This window comes from Citrobacter sp. MGH110 (assembly GCF_001037515.1).
Classification (GTDB): Bacteria; Pseudomonadota; Gammaproteobacteria; order Enterobacterales; family Enterobacteriaceae; genus Citrobacter; species Citrobacter portucalensis.
Genome location: NZ_KQ089831.1, coordinates 443,659 through 464,543, shown reverse-complemented (window position 1 = coordinate 464,543; position 20,885 = coordinate 443,659). Strand labels below are relative to the sequence as shown.

17 protein-coding genes are annotated in these 20,885 nt (G+C 54.0%); 11 read left to right on the top strand and 6 right to left on the bottom strand.

Features of this window, described 5'->3' with window-relative positions; all coding sequences use genetic code 11:
- The first annotated feature begins 113 nt into the window (after positions 1-113).
- From yqgB to speB, 3 genes are all read left to right on the top strand, one after another.
- Positions 114-260 (top strand): acid stress response protein YqgB, encoded by a 147-nt coding sequence (yqgB, locus tag SK38_RS24315; protein ID WP_071692618.1) that lies wholly within the window; start codon positions 114-116, stop codon positions 258-260.
- Positions 253-2,229 (top strand): biosynthetic arginine decarboxylase, encoded by a 1,977-nt coding sequence (speA, locus tag SK38_RS18260; RefSeq protein ID WP_071692619.1) that lies wholly within the window; start codon positions 253-255, stop codon positions 2,227-2,229. Before yqgB ends, speA begins: the two co-directional genes overlap by 8 nt.
- Before the next feature lie 207 nt (positions 2,230-2,436).
- The gene (gene speB / locus SK38_RS18255) at positions 2,437-3,357 is read left to right on the top strand and encodes an agmatinase (RefSeq protein WP_003027056.1); all 921 of its coding nucleotides are present in this window, start codon (positions 2,437-2,439) and stop codon (positions 3,355-3,357) included.
- 186 nt (positions 3,358-3,543) lie between these two features.
- Here speB and SK38_RS18250 read toward each other — a convergent pair whose 3' ends face one another.
- Positions 3,544-4,302, bottom strand: coding sequence for a metalloprotease LoiP (locus tag SK38_RS18250; RefSeq protein WP_032944921.1), 759 nt, complete (start codon positions 4,300-4,302; stop codon positions 3,544-3,546).
- Between the two features lie 279 nt (positions 4,303-4,581).
- Here SK38_RS18250 and tkt point away from each other — a divergent pair, with 279 nt between their 5' ends.
- The 8 genes from tkt to srsR all read left to right on the top strand — a co-directional run bounded on the left by tkt (position 4,582) and on the right by srsR (position 14,330).
- A complete protein-coding gene (gene tkt / locus SK38_RS18245; protein ID WP_003825453.1) occupies positions 4,582-6,573 on the top strand; it encodes a transketolase in 1,992 nt (663 codons plus the stop codon).
- Between the two features lie 491 nt (positions 6,574-7,064).
- Positions 7,065-8,093: an erythrose-4-phosphate dehydrogenase gene (gene epd, locus SK38_RS18240; RefSeq protein WP_008785759.1), complete on the top strand. Its 1,029-nt coding sequence runs from the start codon at positions 7,065-7,067 to the stop codon at positions 8,091-8,093.
- Between the two features lie 39 nt (positions 8,094-8,132).
- Positions 8,133-9,296, top strand: coding sequence for a phosphoglycerate kinase (pgk, locus tag SK38_RS18235; RefSeq protein ID WP_003027032.1), 1,164 nt, complete (start codon positions 8,133-8,135; stop codon positions 9,294-9,296).
- 214 nt (positions 9,297-9,510) lie between these two features.
- Positions 9,511-10,590, top strand: coding sequence for a class II fructose-bisphosphate aldolase (fbaA, locus tag SK38_RS18230; RefSeq protein WP_003027029.1), 1,080 nt, complete (start codon positions 9,511-9,513; stop codon positions 10,588-10,590).
- Positions 10,591-10,781: 191 nt separating this feature from the next.
- Positions 10,782-11,642, top strand: coding sequence for a small-conductance mechanosensitive channel MscS (locus SK38_RS18225; RefSeq protein ID WP_003825461.1), 861 nt, complete (start codon positions 10,782-10,784; stop codon positions 11,640-11,642).
- A gap of 192 nt (positions 11,643-11,834) precedes the next feature.
- A complete protein-coding gene (argO, locus tag SK38_RS18220; RefSeq protein ID WP_003027005.1) occupies positions 11,835-12,470 on the top strand; it encodes an arginine exporter ArgO in 636 nt (211 codons plus the stop codon).
- A gap of 93 nt (positions 12,471-12,563) precedes the next feature.
- Positions 12,564-13,310, top strand: coding sequence for an oxidative stress defense protein (locus tag SK38_RS18215; RefSeq protein WP_003825465.1), 747 nt, complete (start codon positions 12,564-12,566; stop codon positions 13,308-13,310).
- A 123-nt stretch (positions 13,311-13,433) separates the two neighbouring features.
- Positions 13,434-14,330, top strand: a complete 897-nt coding sequence (gene srsR, locus SK38_RS18210; protein WP_003026999.1) for a LysR family transcriptional regulator SrsR — start codon at positions 13,434-13,436, stop codon at positions 14,328-14,330.
- On the opposite strand, the gene SK38_RS18205 is transcribed toward srsR, so the two are convergent.
- From SK38_RS18205 to argP, 5 genes are all read right to left on the bottom strand, one after another.
- Positions 14,327-15,793: a succinyl-CoA:acetate CoA-transferase ScpC gene (locus SK38_RS18205; RefSeq protein WP_048236730.1), complete on the bottom strand. Its 1,467-nt coding sequence runs from the start codon at positions 15,791-15,793 to the stop codon at positions 14,327-14,329. The genes srsR and SK38_RS18205 overlap by 4 nt on opposite strands.
- A gap of 24 nt (positions 15,794-15,817) precedes the next feature.
- Complete coding sequence (gene scpB, locus SK38_RS18200; protein WP_048236729.1) at positions 15,818-16,603, bottom strand: methylmalonyl-CoA decarboxylase; 786 nt, start codon at positions 16,601-16,603, stop codon at positions 15,818-15,820.
- A 10-nt stretch (positions 16,604-16,613) separates the two neighbouring features.
- Positions 16,614-17,609 (bottom strand): methylmalonyl Co-A mutase-associated GTPase MeaB, encoded by a 996-nt coding sequence (meaB, locus tag SK38_RS18195; RefSeq protein ID WP_048236727.1) that lies wholly within the window; start codon positions 17,607-17,609, stop codon positions 16,614-16,616.
- Positions 17,602-19,746, bottom strand: coding sequence for a methylmalonyl-CoA mutase (scpA, locus tag SK38_RS18190; RefSeq protein ID WP_048236726.1), 2,145 nt, complete (start codon positions 19,744-19,746; stop codon positions 17,602-17,604). The genes meaB and scpA overlap by 8 nt, the downstream gene beginning before the upstream one ends.
- 233 nt (positions 19,747-19,979) lie before the next feature.
- Positions 19,980-20,873, bottom strand: coding sequence for a DNA-binding transcriptional regulator ArgP (gene argP, locus SK38_RS18185; RefSeq protein ID WP_003825477.1), 894 nt, complete (start codon positions 20,871-20,873; stop codon positions 19,980-19,982).
- Between the last annotated feature and the right edge of the window lie 12 nt (positions 20,874-20,885).

Genomic DNA, 20,885 nt, shown 5'->3' with positions numbered 1-20,885 from the left:
AAGAGCCGGTAACGGTCACTAAGAACTGAACAAGGGCGCTCTTGGTAAACAAGAGTTTTCTCGTGGTTTCGCCGAACCGTCAGCATTAAGTTCGGTTACGTGTTTACATTGATATGAAAAAGAAACCGGTCGCACAGTCGGAGCGTCAGCACTATCTGCTGCAAATTCTGCCTGTATTTGGGTTGTTATCGCGTCTTCGGATTGCGATAGTAGTCAACTGTTTTACACTTGTTAATAAAATTGAGGTTCGCTATGTCTGACGACATTTCTTTGGGTTCGCCTTCGTCAGCAGGCGAACACGGTGTACTACGCTCCATGCAGGAGGTTGCAATGAGTTCCCAGGAAGCCAGCAAGATGCTGCGTACTTACAATATTGCCTGGTGGGGTAATAACTACTACGACGTCAATGAACTGGGTCACATCAGCGTGTGCCCGGATCCGGACGTACCCGAAGCGCGCGTTGACCTTGCTGAGTTGGTGAAAGCCCGTGAAGCGCAGGGCCAGCGTTTGCCTGCATTGTTCTGCTTCCCGCAGATCCTGCAACACCGTCTGCGTTCGATTAACGCCGCGTTTAAACGTGCCCGTGAATCTTACGGTTACAACGGTGACTATTTCCTCGTTTACCCGATCAAGGTCAACCAGCACCGCCGCGTGATTGAATCGCTGATCCACTCCGGCGAACCGCTGGGACTGGAAGCGGGTTCCAAAGCTGAACTGATGGCCGTTCTGGCTCATGCCGGAATGACCCGTAGCGTGATCGTGTGTAACGGTTATAAAGACCGCGAATATATCCGTCTGGCGCTGATTGGCGAGAAGATGGGCCATAAGGTCTATCTGGTCATCGAGAAGATGTCTGAAATTGCAATCGTGCTGGATGAAGCTGAACGCCTGAATGTCGTTCCGCGTCTGGGCGTGCGTGCGCGTCTGGCGTCGCAGGGCTCTGGCAAGTGGCAGTCCTCCGGCGGGGAAAAATCAAAATTCGGCCTGGCGGCAAACCAGGTGCTGCAGCTGGTCGAAATTCTGCGCGAGCGCGGTCGTCTGGACAGCATTCAGTTGCTGCACTTCCACCTTGGCTCGCAGATGGCGAACATTCGTGATATCGCCACCGGCGTACGTGAATCGGCGCGTTTCTACGTTGAGCTGCACAAGCTTGGCGTCAATATCCAGTGCTTCGACGTGGGCGGTGGTCTGGGCGTGGATTACGAAGGTACCCGTTCGCAGTCTGACTGTTCCGTAAACTACGGCCTGAACGAATACGCCAACAACATCATCTGGGCAATTGGCGACGCCTGTGAAGAACACGGTCTGCCGCATCCGACGGTAATCACCGAGTCTGGCCGCGCGGTTACCGCGCACCATACCGTGCTGGTATCTAACATTATCGGCGTTGAGCGTAGCGAACACACAGAAGCAACGCCTCCGGCTGATGATGCGCCGCGTGCTCTGCAAAGCATGTGGGAAACCTGGCAAGAAATGCATGAACCGGGAACTCGCCGTTCGCTGCGTGAATGGCTGCACGACAGCCAGATGGATCTGCACGATATTCACGTTGGTTACTCTTCAGGTACCTTTAGCCTGCAAGAGCGCGCGTGGGCTGAGCAGCTTTATCTGAACATGTGCCATGAAGTGCAGAAACAACTAGACCCGAGCAACCGCGCGCATCGCCCGATTATCGACGAGCTGCAGGAGCGTATGGCGGATAAGATTTACGTCAACTTCTCGCTGTTCCAGTCGATGCCGGATGCGTGGGGGATCGATCAGCTGTTCCCGGTAATGCCGCTGGAAGGACTGAATCAGGTACCTGAGCGCCGCGCGGTGCTGTTGGATATCACCTGTGACTCTGATGGCGCGATCGACCACTACGTTGACGGTGATGGCATTGCGACCACCATGCCGATGCCGGAATATGACCCGGAGAACCCGCCGATGCTGGGCTTCTTTATGGTGGGGGCGTACCAGGAGATCCTCGGCAACATGCACAACCTGTTTGGTGATACCGAAGCGGTTGACGTGTTCGTCTTCCCTGACGGCAGCGTAGAAGTTGAGCTGTCCGACGAAGGGGATACCGTGGCGGATATGTTGCAGTACGTGCAGTTGGATCCGAACACCCTGCTGACGCAGTTCCGTGACCAGGTGAAAAACACCGATCTGGATACCGAGCTGCAGCAACAGTTCCTCGAAGAGTTTGAGGCCGGTCTGTACGGATACACCTATCTGGAAGATGAGTAACGATAAATGCCTGCTGGCGCTACGCTTACCGGGCCTACGAAAGTAGGCTGGATAAAGCGAAGCCGCATTTGTGGCACTTACTTGAATCCGTACAAAATAACGGCGATAATTTGCCGTAAATATGCAGTTACCAAATCAATCCCTTCCTCGTCGGGCTTAACGACGCGGAGGGGATTTTTTTTCATCGATTTTTAAAGAGGTCAGTACATGAGCACCTTAGGTCATCAATACGACAACTCCCTGGTTTCTAACGCCTTTGGTTTTTTACGTCTGCCGATGAACTTCATGCCGTACGACAGCGACGCCGATTGGGTGATCACCGGCGTACCGTTTGATATGGCAACGTCTGGTCGTGCGGGCGGGCGTCATGGTCCGGCGGCGATCCGTCAGGTTTCCACTAACCTGGCGTGGGAGCATAACCGCTTCCCGTGGAACTTCGATATGCGCGAGCGCCTGAACGTGGTGGACTGCGGCGATCTGGTTTATGCCTTCGGTGATGCGCGTGAAATGAGTGAAAAACTGCAGGCTCATGCTGAGAAACTGCTTTCTGCCGGTAAGCGCATGCTCTCCTTCGGCGGCGACCACTTCGTCACGCTGCCGCTGTTGCGCGCGCACGCTAAGCATTTTGGTAAAATGGCGCTGGTGCATTTTGATGCCCACACCGATACCTACGCGAACGGCTGCGAATTCGACCACGGCACCATGTTCTACACTGCGCCGAACGAAGGGCTGATCGATCCGAATCACTCTGTGCAGATTGGTATTCGTACCGAATTCGACAAAGACAACGGCTTTACCGTGCTGGATGCCTGCCAGGTGAATGATCGCAGCGTGGATGACATCATCGCCCAGGTTAAGCAGATTGTCGGTGATATGCCGGTGTATCTGACCTTTGATATCGACTGCCTGGATCCTGCGTTTGCGCCGGGTACCGGTACGCCAGTGATTGGCGGTCTGACTTCCGATCGCGCGATCAAGCTGGTACGTGGTCTGAAAGATCTGAATATCGTCGGGATGGACGTCGTTGAAGTGGCTCCGGCCTACGATCAGTCAGAGATCACCGCGCTGGCGGCGGCTACGCTGGCTCTGGAAATGCTGTATATTCAGGCGGCGAAGAAAGGCGAATAATAGTCGGACTATTTTACTCGTCATTTTGGGTCCGGGCAGTGCTCGCCATCCTCACGTACTACGTGTACGCTCCGGTGGCTGTGCGCTGGCCGGGCCCAAACTGACTTCGCCAATTACGTCCGATAATGGGATGAAATCTGTAGGCCGGATAAGGCGTTCACGCCGCCATCCGGCAGTGTTCAAGGGTTATTTGATCCCGTCTGCGCTCATGCGATCGCGAATATGTTGCGCACGTTCAGCGGATGCCGGGTGATCGTCAAACATTGAGCTTTGACGTCCAGCTTCCAGTTTGGCCAGTTTCTCAAAGCTGGTGGCTAAACCTGCCGGATTGATCCCGCGTTTGCGCAACAAATCATACGAGTAATCATCCGCCTCGGATTCCTGACGCTGGGAGAACTGCGAGTTCACCAGTTTCTCGCCAAGATCGCCCAGTTGCGACTGCGACAGGCTGCCGACAATACCGCCAGCGGATGCCGCCGCTGCACGTACGGCGTTGGTACCCAGCGCAACCTGCATACCTTTTTTCACGTGACCCAGCGCGACGTGGCCCATTTCATGGCCGATCACCGCTTCGACTTCGTTGTCGGTCATCATATCCATCAGGCCGCTGTATACGCGGATACAGCCGTTTGCCATGGCAAAGGCATTCACATCTTTCGCCATATAGACTTTGTAGTTCACCGGCTGGCCGTTAATGTTATCGCCAAGCGCGGCGGATATTTTGCCAAGACGCGTTGCGTACTCGCTGCTGGCCGGGGCGATAGTAGCCTTGCTGTCCATATCTTTACAGGCCTGATCGCTCAGCGCTTTTACCTGAGCATCGCTCAGACTGTAGGCCTGAAAAGCCTCCGCGCCAGAAGAAAGCAGTCCGTTGGAGTCCATGTTCTGGCAGCCGGTCAATGCCGCAGCCATGCTCGTAGCAAGCAGTAAAGCGCGAATTTTCATTTTTTCTCTTCCGCACAAAGTCAGGATTATTCTAAAAATTACGTCGTTTGCAGGTGAACCGACGCTCGGCCTAAGTATAAAGAAAAGAACAATACGCGGGCGAGAAGATTGCGCAACTTGCGCGCATGATCCAGAGATTTCTGAAGCGGCAAAAGGATGCTCCATGTACATGACACGCGGCTTGGGTTACATTGTTGGCACTTTTTTCCGGCGTAGCCCAAAACGCGCTGTCGTCAAGTCGTTAAGGGCTCAGCCTTCATTATCCGATCTGGAGTCAAAATGTCCTCACGTAAAGAGCTTGCCAATGCTATTCGTGCGCTGAGCATGGACGCAGTACAGAAAGCCAAATCCGGTCACCCGGGTGCCCCGATGGGTATGGCTGACATTGCCGAAGTCCTGTGGCGTGATTTCCTGAACCACAACCCGACTAACCCGTCCTGGGCTGACCGTGACCGCTTCGTGCTGTCCAACGGCCACGGCTCCATGCTGATTTATAGCCTGCTGCACCTCACCGGCTACGATCTGCCGATGTCCGAGCTGCAGAACTTCCGTCAGCTGCACTCCAAAACTCCGGGTCACCCGGAAGTGGGTTACACCGCGGGTGTTGAAACCACTACAGGTCCTCTGGGTCAGGGCATTGCGAATGCAGTGGGTATGGCTATCGCTGAAAAAACGCTGGCGGCGCAGTTTAACCGTCCAGGTCACGACATCGTTGACCACTTCACCTATGCTTTCATGGGCGACGGCTGCATGATGGAAGGTATCTCTCACGAGGTATGTTCCCTGGCTGGTACGCTGAAGCTGGGCAAACTGGTTGCGTTCTACGATGACAACGGCATCTCTATCGATGGCCACGTTGAAGGCTGGTTCACCGATGACACCGCGAAGCGTTTTGAAGCTTACGGCTGGCATGTGGTTCGTGGTGTTGATGGCCACGATGCTGACGCGATTAAGCGCGCAGTTGAAGAAGCACGCGCAGTAACCGACAAACCGTCCCTGCTGATGTGCAAAACCATCATCGGTTTCGGTTCTCCGAACAAAGCGGGTACTCACGACTCTCACGGTGCACCGCTGGGCGATGCAGAAATCGCACTGACCCGTGAACAGCTGGGCTGGAAATACGCGCCGTTCGAAATCCCGTCTGAAATCTACGCGCAGTGGGATGCGAAAGAAGCCGGTCAGGCAAAAGAAGCTGCATGGAACGAGAAGTTCGCTGCTTATGCGAAAGCCTACCCGCAGGAAGCGGCTGAATTCACCCGTCGTATGAAAGGTGAAATGCCGTCTGACTTCGACGCCAAAGCGAACGAGTTCATTGCTAAGCTGCAGGCTAATCCGGCGAAAATCGCCAGCCGTAAAGCTTCTCAGAACGCGATTGAAGCCTTCGGTCCTCTGCTGCCTGAATTCCTCGGCGGCTCCGCTGACCTGGCACCGTCTAACCTGACGCTGTGGTCTGGTTCGAAAGCGATTAACGAAGATACTGCCGGTAACTACATCCATTACGGTGTGCGTGAATTCGGTATGACCGCTATCGCGAACGGTATCTCCCTGCACGGTGGTTTCCTGCCGTACACCTCCACCTTCCTGATGTTTGTGGAATATGCCCGTAACGCGGTGCGTATGGCTGCGCTGATGAAACAGCGTCAGGTCATGGTCTACACCCACGACTCCATCGGTCTGGGCGAAGACGGCCCGACTCACCAGCCGGTAGAGCAGGTTGCTTCTCTGCGTGTGACCCCGAACATGAGCACATGGCGTCCGTGTGACCAGGTTGAATCCGCCGTTGCGTGGAAATATGGTGTTGAGCGTCAGGACGGCCCGACCGCGCTGATCCTCTCCCGCCAGAACCTGGCACAGCAGGAGCGTACCGAAGAGCAACTGGCAAACATCGCTCGCGGTGGTTACGTGCTGAAAGACTGCGACGGTCAGCCGGAACTGATCTTCATCGCTACCGGTTCTGAAGTTGAGCTGGCTGTGGCTGCGTGGGACAAACTGACTGCCGAAGGCGTGAAGGCTCGCGTGGTTTCCATGCCGTCTACCGACGCGTTCGACAAACAGGATGCCGCTTACCGTGAGTCTGTGCTGCCGAAAGCGGTTTCCGCTCGCGTTGCAGTGGAAGCAGGTATCGCTGACTACTGGTTCAAATATGTGGGCCTGAACGGCGCAATCGTCGGTATGACCACCTTTGGTGAGTCTGCTCCGGCAGAGCTGCTGTTTGAAGAGTTCGGCTTCACCGTAGATAACGTTGTCGCGAAAGCTAAAGAACTGCTGTAATTTCGATTACAGGTGAAAACGGGTCGCTCAGGCGGCCCGTTTTTTTTTGCTTTTCCGGAACGCGCCGCGCGTTGCGCAATCGCACGGCTCAGTCTGCTATCCAGACCGTCTGCGGCATCATTGAAGGGCTCCGGGACTCGGACCTCGCGCTGGTGATTAGATGCAGGTTAGGGGGCTTTCTGATTTAAATCAGGGTGTGTAACACGACAATGAAATAATTTTGCTACGGTTATTCGTCATTCTGGAATATGGAATAAATTTAGCGTTGAAGGGCGTTAAAATGTGACGCAAGTCAGATAACTGTGTTCTGTTGCTGGACAATCATTCCTTTTATTCCTCGTTTCGCTTATTCTAGCTGAAGCGTTTCAGTCGATTAAATGTTCGACAATTAACCAATTAGTCGCAGTTTGCGACAGGTAAGGTTTCCCTGAGCGATTTGCTGCATTACTCTGTCTGCCACATCGTTTCTGAGAAATCCTTGCAGGAGACCTATGACCGTACGCGTAGCGATTAATGGTTTCGGTCGCATCGGACGCAACGTGGTTCGTGCTTTGTATGAATCCGGGCGTCGGGCGGAAATCACCGTGGTGGCAATCAACGAACTTGCGGATGCTGCAGGCATGGCGCATTTGTTGAAATATGACACCAGCCATGGACGTTTTGCCTGGGATGTTCGTCAGGAACGTGACCAGCTCATCGTTGGCGATGACGCTATCCGCATTCTGCATGAGCGAACACTCGATGCACTTCCATGGCGCGAACTGGGTGTCGACATCGTGCTGGATTGTACGGGGGTCTTCGGCAATCGCGAACACGGCGAGGCGCATATTGCCGCTGGTGCAAAAAAAGTGCTCTTTTCACATCCTGGTAGTCACGACATCGACGCAACCGTTGTGTATGGCGTTAATCAGGATCAGCTGCGCGCTGAGCACCGGATCGTTTCCAACGCTTCCTGCACCACGAATTGCATAATACCCGTCATTAAATTGCTGGATGATGCTTACGGCATTGAGTCTGGTACCGTCACCACGATCCACTCCGCGATGCACGATCAGCAGGTTATTGATGCTTATCATCCTGACCTGCGTCGCACGCGAGCGGCCAGCCAGTCGATTATTCCGGTTGATACCAAACTGGCGGCGGGCATCACGCGAATTTTCCCGCAGTTTAACGATCGTTTTGAAGCGATAGCGGTGCGTGTACCGACCATAAATGTGACGGCGATCGACTTAAGCGTGACGGTGAAAAAACCAGTAAAAGCCAGTGAAGTCAACCAGTTGCTGCAAAAAGCAGCACAAGGTGCATTTCATGGTATAGTTGACTATACGGAATTACCGTTGGTCTCTGTAGATTTTAACCACGACCCGCACAGCGCCATCGTTGATGGTACGCAAACGCGTGTGAGTGGCGCTCACCTGATCAAAACGCTGGTCTGGTGTGATAATGAATGGGGCTTTGCTAACCGTATGCTCGACACTACGTTAGCGATGGCTGCTATTGGTTTCAGGCTCGACGCTTGAGCGTCGACAAAACTTTATGAATCAACGAGAGGATTCACCATGTCTGTAATTAAGATGACCGATCTGGATCTGGCTGGTAAACGCGTTTTTATCCGTGCGGACCTGAACGTACCAGTTAAAGAAGGGAAAGTAACCAGCGATGCGCGTATCCGTGCTTCTCTGCCGACCATCGAACTGGCCCTGAAACAGGGTGCGAAAGTGATGGTAACTTCCCACCTGGGTCGTCCTACCGAAGGCGAGTACAACGAAGAATTCTCTCTGCTGCCGGTTGTTAACTACCTGAAAGACAAACTGTCTGCTCCGGTTCGCCTGGTAAAAGATTACCTGGACGGCGTTGAAGTCGCTGCCGGTGAACTGGTGGTTCTGGAAAACGTTCGCTTCAACAAAGGCGAGAAGAAAGACGACGAAGCACTTTCCAAAAAATATGCTGCGCTGTGCGACGTATTCGTAATGGACGCTTTCGGTACAGCTCACCGTGCACAGGCTTCTACTCACGGTATCGGTAAATTCGCTGATGTAGCTTGCGCAGGTCCGCTGCTGGCTGCTGAGCTGGATGCGCTGGGTAAAGCACTGAAAGAACCTGCTCGTCCGATGGTTGCTATCGTTGGCGGTTCTAAAGTTTCCACCAAACTGACCGTTCTGGATTCTCTGTCAAAAATCGCTGACCAGCTGATCGTTGGCGGTGGTATCGCGAACACATTCGTTGCCGCTCAAGGCCACAACGTGGGTAAATCCCTGTACGAAGCTGACCTGGTTGACGAAGCTAAGCGTCTGCTGACCACTTGCGACATCCCGGTCCCGACTGACGTTCGCGTAGCGACTGAATTCTCTGAAACTGCACCGGCTACTCTGAAGTCCGTTAGCGATGTGAAAGAAGACGAGCAGATCCTGGACATCGGCGACGCTTCTGCACAGCAGCTGGCTGACATCCTGAAAAATGCGAAAACCATTCTGTGGAATGGCCCGGTTGGCGTGTTCGAATTCCCGAACTTCCGCAAAGGTACTGAAATCGTTGCTAACGCTATCGCAGACAGCGAAGCGTTCTCTATCGCAGGCGGCGGTGACACCCTGGCAGCAATCGACCTGTTCGGCATTGCTGACAAAATCTCCTACATCTCCACTGGCGGCGGCGCTTTCCTCGAATTCGTGGAAGGTAAAGTACTGCCAGCAGTAGCTATGCTCGAAGAGCGTGCTAAAAAGTAAGAATCTAATGGGCAGGGAAACCTGCCCAATTATTAGCGCGCTTTAGAGCACGCTTCAATTCTTTACACAAAATCATTCGAGTTGCATCAAGGCGGCAACAGAGTGAGTTCCCGGGAGCTTACTTACGTAAGTAACCGGGGCGAGCGAGGGCAGCCAACGATGAGGCGGCTTGAAGGATGATGTGTACAACGGCCGAAGATACAGGATTCGTAATATGTCTAAAATTTTTGATTTCGTAAAACCAGGCGTAATCACTGGTGATGACGTACAGAAAGTTTTCCAGGTAGCTAAAGAAAACAACTTTGCTCTGCCAGCTGTTAACTGCGTTGGTACCGACTCCATCAACGCCGTTCTGGAAACCGCTGCAAAAGTTAAAGCGCCGGTAATCGTACAGTTCTCCAACGGTGGTGCTTCTTTCATCGCGGGTAAAGGCGTGAAGTCTGACGTTCCTCAGGGCGCTGCAATCCTGGGTGCTATCTCTGGCGCGCATCACGTTCACCAGATGGCTGAACACTACGGTGTTCCGGTTATCCTGCACACTGACCACTGCGCGAAGAAACTGCTGCCGTGGATCGACGGTCTGCTGGACGCGGGTGAAAAACACTTCGCAGCAACCGGCAAACCGCTGTTCTCTTCTCACATGATCGACCTGTCTGAAGAGTCTCTGGAAGAGAACATCGAAATCTGCTCCAAATACCTGGCGCGCATGTCCAAAATGGGCATGACCCTGGAAATCGAACTGGGTTGCACCGGTGGCGAAGAAGACGGCGTGGACAACAGCCACATGGACGCTTCTGCACTGTACACCCAGCCGGAAGACGTTGATTACGCATACACCGAGCTGAGCAAAATCAGCCCGCGTTTCACCATCGCAGCTTCCTTCGGTAACGTACACGGCGTTTACAAGCCGGGTAACGTTGTTCTGACCCCGACCATCCTGCGCGACTCTCAGGACTATGTTTCTAAGAAACATAACCTGCCGCACAACAGCCTGAACTTCGTCTTCCACGGCGGTTCCGGTTCTACTGCTCAGGAAATCAAAGACTCTGTAAGCTATGGCGTAGTGAAAATGAACATCGACACCGATACCCAATGGGCTACCTGGGAAGGTGTTCTGAACTACTACAAAGCGAACGAAGCTTACCTGCAGGGCCAGCTGGGCAACCCGAAAGGCGAAGATCAGCCGAACAAGAAATACTACGATCCGCGCGTATGGCTGCGTGCTGGTCAGGCAACCATGATCACCCGTCTGGAACAGGCTTTCAAAGAACTGAACGCGGTTGACGTTCTGTAATTTACGCCGTTCTACGTGACATGAGGCCCGCAAATGCGGGCCTTTTTTATTGCCATTTCAATATGCTGCTGGCAGAGAATTCTGTGATCTGTTTGGCAAAATCCAGGTTTATTGTTTACCCTTGTCAGATTGCCAGTCCCGTTGGGACGGCTTTATTTTTCCCATTTGGGTAAGCAAAAAAGGAATATTGAATGGAAGATTTGAATGTTGTCGACAGCATAAATGGTGCGGGCACCTGGCTGGTCCGCAATCAGGAGCTGCTGTTAAGCTATGCCGTCAACATCGTTGCGGCCATCGCCATTGTCATTATCGGTATGATTGTGGCGCGCATCGTATCAAACACCGTTAACCGCCTGATGGTGGCACGTAAAATTGATGCAACCGTTGCTGACTTCCTCTCCGCACTGGTGCGCTACGGGATTATCGCGTTCACGCTGATTGCCGCTCTGGGTCGCGTTGGGGTACAAACCGCTTCTGTGATTGCCGTTCTCGGTGCCGCAGGTTTAGCCGTTGGTCTGGCGCTGCAAGGTTCGCTGTCTAACCTCGCCGCTGGCGTGCTGCTGGTGATGTTCCGTCCGTTCCGCGCAGGTGAGTATGTAGACCTCGGCGGCGTAGCGGGAACCGTACTCAACGTGCAGATTTTCTCCACGACTATGCGTACCGTAGACGGTAAGATTGTTGTGATCCCAAACGGTAAAATCATTGCCGGGAACATCATTAACTTCTCTCGTGAGCCGGTTCGTCGTAACGAATTTATCATCGGCGTGGCTTACGACTCCGATATCGATCAGGTGAAAAAAATCCTCACCGATATCATTCAGTCTGACGAGCGTATCCTTAAAGATCGTGAAATGACGGTGCGCCTGAATGAGCTGGGCGCTTCCTCGATTAATTTTGTGGTACGCGTCTGGAGCAACAGTAGCGATCTGCAAAGCGTCTACTGGGACGTACTGGAGCGTATTAAACGCGAGTTTGACGCCAACGGTATCAGCTTCCCGTACCCGCAGATGGATGTGAACTTCAAGCGTGTGAAAGAGAGCGCGGCAGAGTAATCGCGTGCCCGGTGGCGCTATCGCTTACCGGGCCCACAGGTTTTGTAGGCCGGATAAGGCGTCAGCCGTCATCCGGCATTTCCCCACCCTTGGTATTAATTCTTCTTATCCCTGATTAAAATTATCCATTTCCGCTAATGTTTTCCCCGCGCTATAGTCTGCTCCTAAGAGAAACAGTTCGGGATGATTAACGTGTTATCGTATTATTTTCAAGGGCTTGCACTTGGTGCGGCTATGATACTTCCGCTCGGTCCGCAAAACGCCTTCGTGATGAATCAGGGGATCCGTCGCCAGTATCACATCATGATTGCTTTACTCTGCGCTATCAGCGACTTAGTGCTGATTTGCGCGGGGATCTTTGGCGGTAGCGCCTTGCTGATGCAGTCACCATGGCTGATGGCGCTTGTCACCTGGGGTGGGGTGGCATTTTTACTCTGGTACGGTTTCGGGGCGTTAAAAACGGCGATGAGCAGTAACCTGGAACTGGCCAGCGCCGAGGTGATGAAGCAGGGCCGCTGGAAAATTATCGCTACTATGCTGGCGGTGACATGGCTAAACCCCCATGTTTACCTGGATACCTTTGTGGTGCTGGGGAGTCTGGGAGGCCAACTGGACGTTGAGCCTAAGCGCTGGTTTGCGCTGGGTACCGTCAGCGCTTCGTTCCTGTGGTTCTTCGGCCTGGCATTGCTGGCGGCCTGGCTCGCTCCGCGTTTGCGCACTGCTAAAGCACAGCGGATCATCAATACCCTGGTAGGATTGGTGATGTGGTTTATCGCTTTTCAGTTGGCAAAAGAAGGTGTTGCGCACGTTCATGCGTTGTTCAACTAAGTGTTGTCTGATGGACAACGCAGCGAGATCGGCTAAGCTTGCCTGCATGTGCCCTGAGTTTCGGGGTAATTAATGAAACATGGAGGAACGACCGTGAAGTTCAAAATAATGGCCCTGGCGGCATTAGTCGGATTCAGCGCACTATCGGTACAGGCAAATGAGTTGCCAAATGGACCGCACATCGTGACTTCCGGAACGGCAAGCGTGGATGCGACACCAGACATCGCTACTCTGGCGATTGAAGTGAACGTTGCTGCAAAGGATGCGGCTTCAGCGAAGAAGCAGGCAGATGAGCGCGTGGCGCAATATCTGTCCTTCCTTGAACAGAACCAGATAGCGAAGAAAGATATTAGCGCGGCAAACCTGCGCACCCAGCCGGACTACGACTACCAGAATGGTAAAAGCGTCCTTAAAGGCTATCGTGCGGTACGTACCGTTGAGGTCACGCTGCGTCAGTTGGACAAACTCAACGCGCTGCTTGATGGTGCGCTGAAGGCCGGTCTGAATGAGATCCGTTCGGTATCGCTTGGCGTTGCCCAGCCGGATACTTACAAAGATAAAGCGCGTAAAGCAGCAATTGATGATGCTATTCATCAGGCTGAGCAGTTAGCTGCGGGCTTTAACAGCAAATTGGGGCCCGTTTACAGCGTGCGTTACCACGTTTCCAATTATCAACCGAGCCCGATGGTACGGATGATGAAAGCAGATGCAGCGCCTGCGACATCCGCTCAGGAAACCTACGAACAGCCGGTTATTCAGTTTGACGATCAGGTTGATGTGGTCTTCCAGATTGAGCCGACGGCGGGGCAGCCAGCAGCAACGCCAGCCAAAACCCAGTAATCATTGCAGACCCGGCTTTCCAGCCGGGTTTTTTCTGTGAGCAACTGTAAAAATGAGACCCCACATCCAGTCTTTTTTTTCGCCGTAATGAGGATAGGCCATAGCGATTTTTAAGGGGACGCTATGGATATTTTTATCTCGAAAAAGATGCGTAATTTCATTCTGCTGGCGCAAACTAATAACATCGCCAGAGCGGCAGAAAAAATACATATGACCGCATCGCCTTTCGGTAAAAGCATTGCCGCACTGGAAGATCAAATCGGCTATACGCTGTTTACCCGCAAAGATAACAACATCAGCCTGAATAAAGCCGGACAGGAGCTGTATCAGAAGCTGTTTCCCGTTTATCAGCGCCTTTCTGCCATTGATAACGAAATCCATAACGCCTCTCGCCGCTCGCGGGAAATCGTCATCGGGATCGACAATACCTACCCAACGATTATTTTTGACCAGTTGATTAGCCTTGGTGACAAGTATGACGGCGTGACGGCTCAGGCTGTTGAATTCAGCGAGAATGGGGTGATTGATAACTTGTTCGATCGCAAACTGGATTTTATTATCTCGCCGCAGCACGTTTCCCCCCGCGTCCAGGAACTGGAGAATCTGGCGATTAGCGAGCTGCCTCCGCTGCGTCTGGGGTTTCTCGTTTCCCGGCGCTACGAAGAAAAACAGCCGCAGGATCTGCTGCGCGAGCTGCCCTGGCTGCAAATGCGCTTCCAGAATCGCGCCAACTTTGAGGCGATGCTGGATGCATACATGCGGCCCTGCGGGATCAACCCGACGATTATCTACCGTCCGTACAGCTTTATGGCCAAGATCAGCGCGGTAGAGCGCGGGCAGTTTTTGACGGTGATTCCTCACTTCGCCTGGCGGCTGGTGAACCCGTCGACGCTAAAGTATTTCGATGCACCCGGCAGCCCCATGTATATGCAGGAGTTTCTCTATTCACTGAAAAATCATCGCTATACCGCCACCATGCTCCAGCATATTGCTGAAGATCGTGACGGTAGCGCAAGTTAACCGAGCATCGATCCTGTTTCGAGAAGATTACGATGCAGATCGAACGCATGGCTGAGATCGTGATGGATATGTCCGCCGGGTGCTTTCTCCAGATAGCGGTGCAGATAATCCCGGTAAAGAGGGTGCGCACAGTTATCGATAATCGTGTGCGCCCGCTGCATCGGAGATAGCCCACGCAGATCGGCAATCCCTTGTTCGGTCACGATCACTTTAACGCTATGTTCGCTGTGGTCGACATGGCTGCACATCGGTACGATGGTGGAGATTTTCCCGCCTTTGGCAATCGACGGCGCCATAAAGATAGACAGGTAGGCGTTGCGCTCGAAATCCCCGCTGCCGCCGATGCCATTCATCAGGTTCACCCCCGCAACGTGCGTGGAATTGGCATGGCCGTAGATATCAAACTCCAGACCGACGTTGAGCGCAATAACCCCCAGCCGACGGATGATTTCCGGGTTATTGGAGATCTCCTGCGGGCGCAGCACAATCCGACTGGCGAAGAAGTCCATGTTGTCGTAAATCTTCTGTAGCGACGGGGCTGAAATGGTCAGGCTGGAGGCGCTGGCACCTGTTATCTTGCCCGTTTCCAGCAGATGCACCACCGACTCCTGCAACACCTCCGAATACATCATAAAGGGCGGGATATCCGGGTTCTCGCCCAGTCGCGCCATTACCGCGTTGTTGATATTGCCCACGCCGCTTTGTAAGGGTAGAAACTCAGCTGGAATACGTTTGTGATCCATTTCTGCCAGCAGGAAAGTGACGACGTTATCGGCAATTTGCTGGCTGACCGGATTGGTTTTATCCGCCGCATTTCCGGCATCGGGCAGCTCGGTATCCACCACCGCAACCACCTTTTTGGGGTCTATCTGTACGCACTGACTGCCTACGCGATCCATGGTATGAAAAATGGGTACGCTGTTACGCCGCGGCGGCGCACCGGGTATCACGATGTCGGCAAACTCCGCCACGCGCGGATTATGGTAATGATTCAATTCAATGATCACTTTTTTCGCCCGCAGCAGCCAGGTCGGCGCATTACCAATACCGCTGGAAAGCCAAATCCGGCCATCTGGCGCGATAGCGGAGGCTTCAATGACTGCAACATCGATCTCGCCAAAAAAGCCGTAATTAACCATTTGCGCCACTTCACTCAAATGGAGATCGACAAACCTCACCTGGCCCTGATTAATTTTCTCGCGCAGGCCCGATGACGTTTGATAAGGCGCCCGCCAGGAAACGGCATCCGCCGCGGATAGAACATCATCAGCGGCGGCGCCAATTGATGCTCCGGTCAGCAGGCGGATCTGAAAAGGCTGCCCGTTCTGATGCCGTTCGCAGGCGCGTTGGGCAATTGCGCTGGGTAACGCTTTGGGTGAACCCGCAGGGGTAAAGCCGCTAAACGCCACCATATCATCGTGCTGGATAATTTCTGCCGCCTGTTCGGCGCTCATCCGTTTCATGGCCGTCTCCTTCCTCGGACGTGATTAATGGCCAACAAAATTTGGTTTACGTTTTTCCATAAACGCGTTCATCCCTTCCTGATAATCCTCGCTGTCGTACACCGCGCGGCGCATGCCCTGAATACGCTCGAACTCATCGGAATTCATGGTGTGCGCTTCACCCAGCACGCGCAGTTCTTCTTTGATGACGGCGATGGCCAGCGGCGCTTTTTCCGAGATGTGGTGCGCCATTTGCAGAGTGAAATCTTCCAGTTCCTCGACGGGCACGACATGGTTAAGGATCCCGACCGCCATGGCGCGTTGAGCGGTGATGGGCGAAGCGGTAAAAATCAGCTCTTTCACGATGTGAAAACCAGCGTCGCGGGTCAGGTTGTGGATGCCTACCAGGTTATACGGCACACCGAGGTTGACCGGGGTCATCGAGAAAGTGGAGGTACTGGCTGCAATGATCAGATCGGAACTCATGATCATCTCAAACGCGCCGCCCCAGACGCTGCCTTCGACCATGGAGATCACCGGCTTCGGGTATTTTTGGATCATACGGGTTATCTGACGCAGCGGATCGTCATAAGAGAGCGGATCGCGACGTCCGGTCGGGAGTTCATGAATATCATGCCCGGCAGAAAACACTTTGGCCCCGCTTGGAGCGCGCAGAATGATGCAGCGAATGTCTGCACGATTGAGATCGCTCAGCGCCTGCATCAGATCGTCAATAAACATTTTACTCAGGGCATTGAGCTTGCGGGCGTAATTGAACTCAATAACCGCGACTTTCTGGATGATGACCACGTTGACGTATTGATAAGACATAATGTTCTCTTTATTGAAAGTAATGATGCTGAATAAATTCGCTGATGTGCCGCAGACCGGTGCGCGGCGAAAGATCATTGTTTTTGACGGCCTGTAGCGTCTGCTGGAAATAGTGGTCGAAATCAGTGCGGGCAAACAGCAGATGCAGGGCTTCTTCTTCAGCCTGCTGGTGTAACCAGTCCACCGCCTGCTGCTGGCGAACTTTTTCCAGTCGACCGCTGGCGGTCAGGCACGTTTTAAAGTCGCTAATCGCCTGCCAAACTTCCTCGATACCGCGTTTTTCCAGGGCGCTACAGGTCAGAACCCGCGGCTGCCACTCGTCATATTTGCGGCGCAGAATATGCAGGGCGGACTCGTACATATGGCGGGCAATGGCAACGCTGGTATGGTTATCACCGTCGTCCTTATTGATGACGACCAGATCCGCCATTTCCATCAGGCCTTTTTTGATGCCCTGTAAATCGTCGCCACCGCCAGCGATTTGCAGTGAGATAAAGCAATCCACCATGCCTGCGACTTCGGTTTCTGACTGCCCAACGCCGACGGTTTCCACAATCACCACGTCAAAGCCAGCCGCTTCGCACAGCAGCATTAATTCGCGGGCACGCTGGCTGGCACCGCCTAAATGACCGCAGGAAGGGACCGGGCGAATAAACGCAGATTCGGCGCGGGCCAGCTCCGTCATGCGGGTTTTATCGCCAAGAATGCTGCCGCCGCTGACCGGGCTGCTGGGATCGACGGCGATCACCGCTACCCGTAATCCGTGGTGGATAAGCAGCATGCCGAATGCTTCCAGGAAAGTGCTTTTGCCCGCGCCCGGCGTACCGGTGATCCCCAAGCGCAGGGCGTTACCGGTGAACGGCATAATCGCGTCTAGCAATTGCGTACTCAGCGGCTGGTGGCGCGGGTGGTTGCTTTCGACCAGCGTCATCGCCTGGGCGAGCGTAGCCCGTTCACCGAGTCGCAAACGGCGGACGGTATCTTCAAGCGTGGCGGCGTTAATCATGATGCTGACTGATACGGGTTAACACATCGCGGACGCTGTCGAGCATTGGCGTGCCGGGACCATAAATGGCTGCCACGCCATGTTCGTGCAGGAAGGCGTAATCCTGTGGCGGAATAACGCCTCCTGCTACCACGCAGATATCTTCACGCCCCCATTTTTTGAGTGCGGTAACCAACTCAGGAATCAGCGTTTTATGGCCCGCCGCCAGTGACGATGCGCCTATTACATGCACATCGTTTTCTACCGCCAGACGGGCGATCTCTTCCGGAGTGGAGAACATCGGGCTGAGATCGACATCGAAACCGAGATCGGAATAGGCGCTGGCGATTACCTTCGCGCCGCGATCATGGCCGTCCTGGCCCATCTTGGCGATCAGAATACGCGGGCGGCGGCCATTTTCCGCGAGGAACTGTTCGGTTTGCGCAACGATGGTATCGAACTCATCGGCGGATTTGTCTGACTGGTGATAGCTTTGCGCAATCACGCCGGTGACGCAGTGGCTGGGAACCAGATACCGATCAAAAGCGACTTCCAGCGCGTCGGAGATTTCACCGAGCGTGGCGCGAACGCGGGCGGCGCTGACGGCGGCGGCCAGCAGGTTTTCATTATGCTGCGCGGCGTGGGTCAGCGCGGATAGCGCGGCCTTGACAGCATCGTTGTCGCGGGTGTTGCGGATATGTTTCAGCGAGGCAATCTGCTCGTTGCGCACCTTCACGTTGTCGATCTCCAGTACCGACGTCTCGTCTTCTTTATCCAGCTTGTACTTATTGACGCCGACGATAACGCGCTTACCCTGGTCGATCAGCGATTGTTCGCGCGCGGAAGCTTCTTCGATCATCCGTTTAGGCAGCCCGGCTTCGATCGCCTTCGCCATGCCGCCTGCCTCATCAATCTGTTTGATGATCGTGCGCGCCTGCTTCACGATTTGATCGGTGAGTGACTCGACGTAATACGATCCGGCCAGCGGATCAACGGTGCGGCAGATCTCTGATTCTTCCTGAATGATGATCTGCGTATTACGCGCAATACGGGCGGAGAAATCGGTGGGCAGACCGAGCGCTTCATCAAAAGCATTGGTATGCAGCGACTGGGTGCCGCCAAGCGTAGCGCCGAGTGCTTCAATAGTGGTTCGTACCACGTTGTTGTACGGGTCCTGCTCGGTCAGGCTCCAGCCGGACGTCTGGCAGTGGGTACGCAGAGCGAGAGATTTCGGGTTGGTCGCGCCAAAGCTGCTGACCGCTTCACTCCACAAATAGCGCGCCGCGCGCAGCATGGCGACGTTCATAAACAGATCCATGCCGATGCCGAAGAAGAACGACAGGCGCGGGGCAAAATCATCAATTTTCAGTCCGGCGGAGAGTGCAGCTTTGATGTATTCAATACCGTCTGCCAGCGTAAACGCTACCTGCTGCACGCAGTTCGCTCCGGCTTCACCCATGTGATAGCCGCTGATGCTGATGGTGTTAAAGCGCGGCATGTTGCCAGAGCACCAGGCGATGATGTCGGCGATAATGCGCATGGACGGTTTTGGGGGATAAATGTAGGTGTTGCGGCACAGGTACTCTTTCAGAATATCGTTCTGAATGGTCCCGGTGAGTTGTTCCGGCGCTACGCCTTGTTCTTCTGCAGCGACGATATAAAACGCCAGCACAGGTAGAACCGCGCCGTTCATGGTCATCGATACTGACATCTTATCCAGCGGGATCTGGTCGAACAGTATCTTCATATCTTCGACGGTATCGATCGCCACGCCCGCTTTGCCGACGTCACCCGCCACGCGCGGGTTGTCAGAGTCGTAGCCACGATGGGTGGCAAGGTCAAAGGCGACGGAAAGCCCTTTTTGCCCGGCGGCGAGGTTGCGGCGGTAAAAGGCGTTGGACTCTTTGGCGGTAGAGAAACCAGCGTACTGACGAATGGTCCACGGCTGCGCGGTATACATGGTGGCGCGCGGGCCACGCACGTAAGGCGGCAGGCCGGGAAGGGTGCCCGTGACTTCCAGATTATCGAGGTCTTCTTCGGTGTACAGCGGCTTGATGGCAATCCCTTCCGCCGTCTGTCTTTCCAGCGACTCGACGGTTTTTTCCCGTCGACTGAGTTCTTTATTGGCGAGTGTTTGCCACTCCTGCACGTTTGCCATTTTTTGCTCCGTATTACGCAATAAGTTGAATCTTTGCGAATACGGTGAGCTTTTTCATTTGGCTTGTCGCCAGCAAAAAATAGCCAACAGGGCGTCGTTTTTTGCCGCGTGGCGTGTTTGATTTTGTGATTTATTTCAAAGACGTGGCGGGAATAGCATGAAAAGAGGGTAAAAGGCTTGTCGGCCGGATAGGGCGTTACGCCACCATCCGGCACTCAGAGGTTATGAGCGGTTTAATCCTGACGCAGTACGTTGTGACCATAGGCCAGCAGCGCATCGGTGACGTTGCGCATCATGCGGCTTTCCGGTGCAAAACGGTGCCAGTACAGCATCCGGCGCTGGAACAGGCCCGGTGTTAAGTCGATAAGTTCGCCGCTTTCCAGTTCTTTCTCAATCTGCAAGTGGGGGATCATGCAGCAGGTCGTTCCCTGACGCGCCAATTGAACAAAGGCTTCAGACGAGTTAACGATATGGCACGGCACGCTGCCCGGTGGCAGGTCGAAGTTTTGTTGCAGGAACGCCTGGTGCATATCATCAAGATGGTCAAACGCTACCGCTGGGGCTTTCAGCAGGGCAGAGCGGGTGACGCCGTTAGGGAAATAGCGCTCGGCGAAAGGTTTGGATCCAACAAACAGGTAGTCCAGCGCGCCGAGTTTATCCACCAGACAGCTTGGCAGCGCCTGATGCTGAATACTCACCGCACCGACCACCTCACCACGACGTAGACGCTCCTGAGTGCGCGTTTCATCCTCAACCTGCAGGTTCAGACGAATCGGTGAATTGGCCAGTACCGGAGCCAGCGCCGGAAGCAACCAGGTCGCCAGACTGTCGGCGTTCACCGCCAGTGAGAGCAGCAGCGGCGTCGAGCCGGTTTGTTCATCACCCAGCCACTCGTCTTCCAGCAGTTCAACCTGACGCAAAAGCGCCAGTAGTTTCTGCCCCTGTTCGGTTGGGCGTGGTGGTACGGTACGCACCAGCAGCGGTTGTCCGAACATATTCTCAAGCTGTTTTATGCGCTGTGAAACCGCGGATTGCGTGATGCACAGCTTTTGCGCCGCGCGCTCAAATCCTCGTTCACGAATAACCGCATCCAGTGCTTGTAGTGTTCTGTAGTCCGGACGTTTCATTGCTTTGACGCA

Coding starts and splice junctions, on each gene's coding strand:
- yqgB (WP_071692618.1), top strand. CDS start 114: ATGAAAAAGAAACCGGTCGCACAGTCGGAGCGTCAGCACTATCTGCTG.
- speA (WP_071692619.1), top strand. CDS start 253: ATGTCTGACGACATTTCTTTGGGTTCGCCTTCGTCAGCAGGCGAACAC.
- speB (WP_003027056.1), top strand. CDS start 2,437: ATGAGCACCTTAGGTCATCAATACGACAACTCCCTGGTTTCTAACGCC.
- SK38_RS18250 (WP_032944921.1), bottom strand. CDS start 4,302: ATGAAAATTCGCGCTTTACTGCTTGCTACGAGCATGGCTGCGGCATTG.
- tkt (WP_003825453.1), top strand. CDS start 4,582: ATGTCCTCACGTAAAGAGCTTGCCAATGCTATTCGTGCGCTGAGCATG.
- epd (WP_008785759.1), top strand. CDS start 7,065: ATGACCGTACGCGTAGCGATTAATGGTTTCGGTCGCATCGGACGCAAC.
- pgk (WP_003027032.1), top strand. CDS start 8,133: ATGTCTGTAATTAAGATGACCGATCTGGATCTGGCTGGTAAACGCGTT.
- fbaA (WP_003027029.1), top strand. CDS start 9,511: ATGTCTAAAATTTTTGATTTCGTAAAACCAGGCGTAATCACTGGTGAT.
- SK38_RS18225 (WP_003825461.1), top strand. CDS start 10,782: ATGGAAGATTTGAATGTTGTCGACAGCATAAATGGTGCGGGCACCTGG.
- srsR (WP_003026999.1), top strand. CDS start 13,434: ATGGATATTTTTATCTCGAAAAAGATGCGTAATTTCATTCTGCTGGCG.
- SK38_RS18205 (WP_048236730.1), bottom strand. CDS start 15,793: ATGAAACGGATGAGCGCCGAACAGGCGGCAGAAATTATCCAGCACGAT.
- scpB (WP_048236729.1), bottom strand. CDS start 16,603: ATGTCTTATCAATACGTCAACGTGGTCATCATCCAGAAAGTCGCGGTT.
- meaB (WP_048236727.1), bottom strand. CDS start 17,609: ATGATTAACGCCGCCACGCTTGAAGATACCGTCCGCCGTTTGCGACTC.
- scpA (WP_048236726.1), bottom strand. CDS start 19,746: ATGGCAAACGTGCAGGAGTGGCAAACACTCGCCAATAAAGAACTCAGT.
- argP (WP_003825477.1), bottom strand. CDS start 20,873: ATGAAACGTCCGGACTACAGAACACTACAAGCACTGGATGCGGTTATT.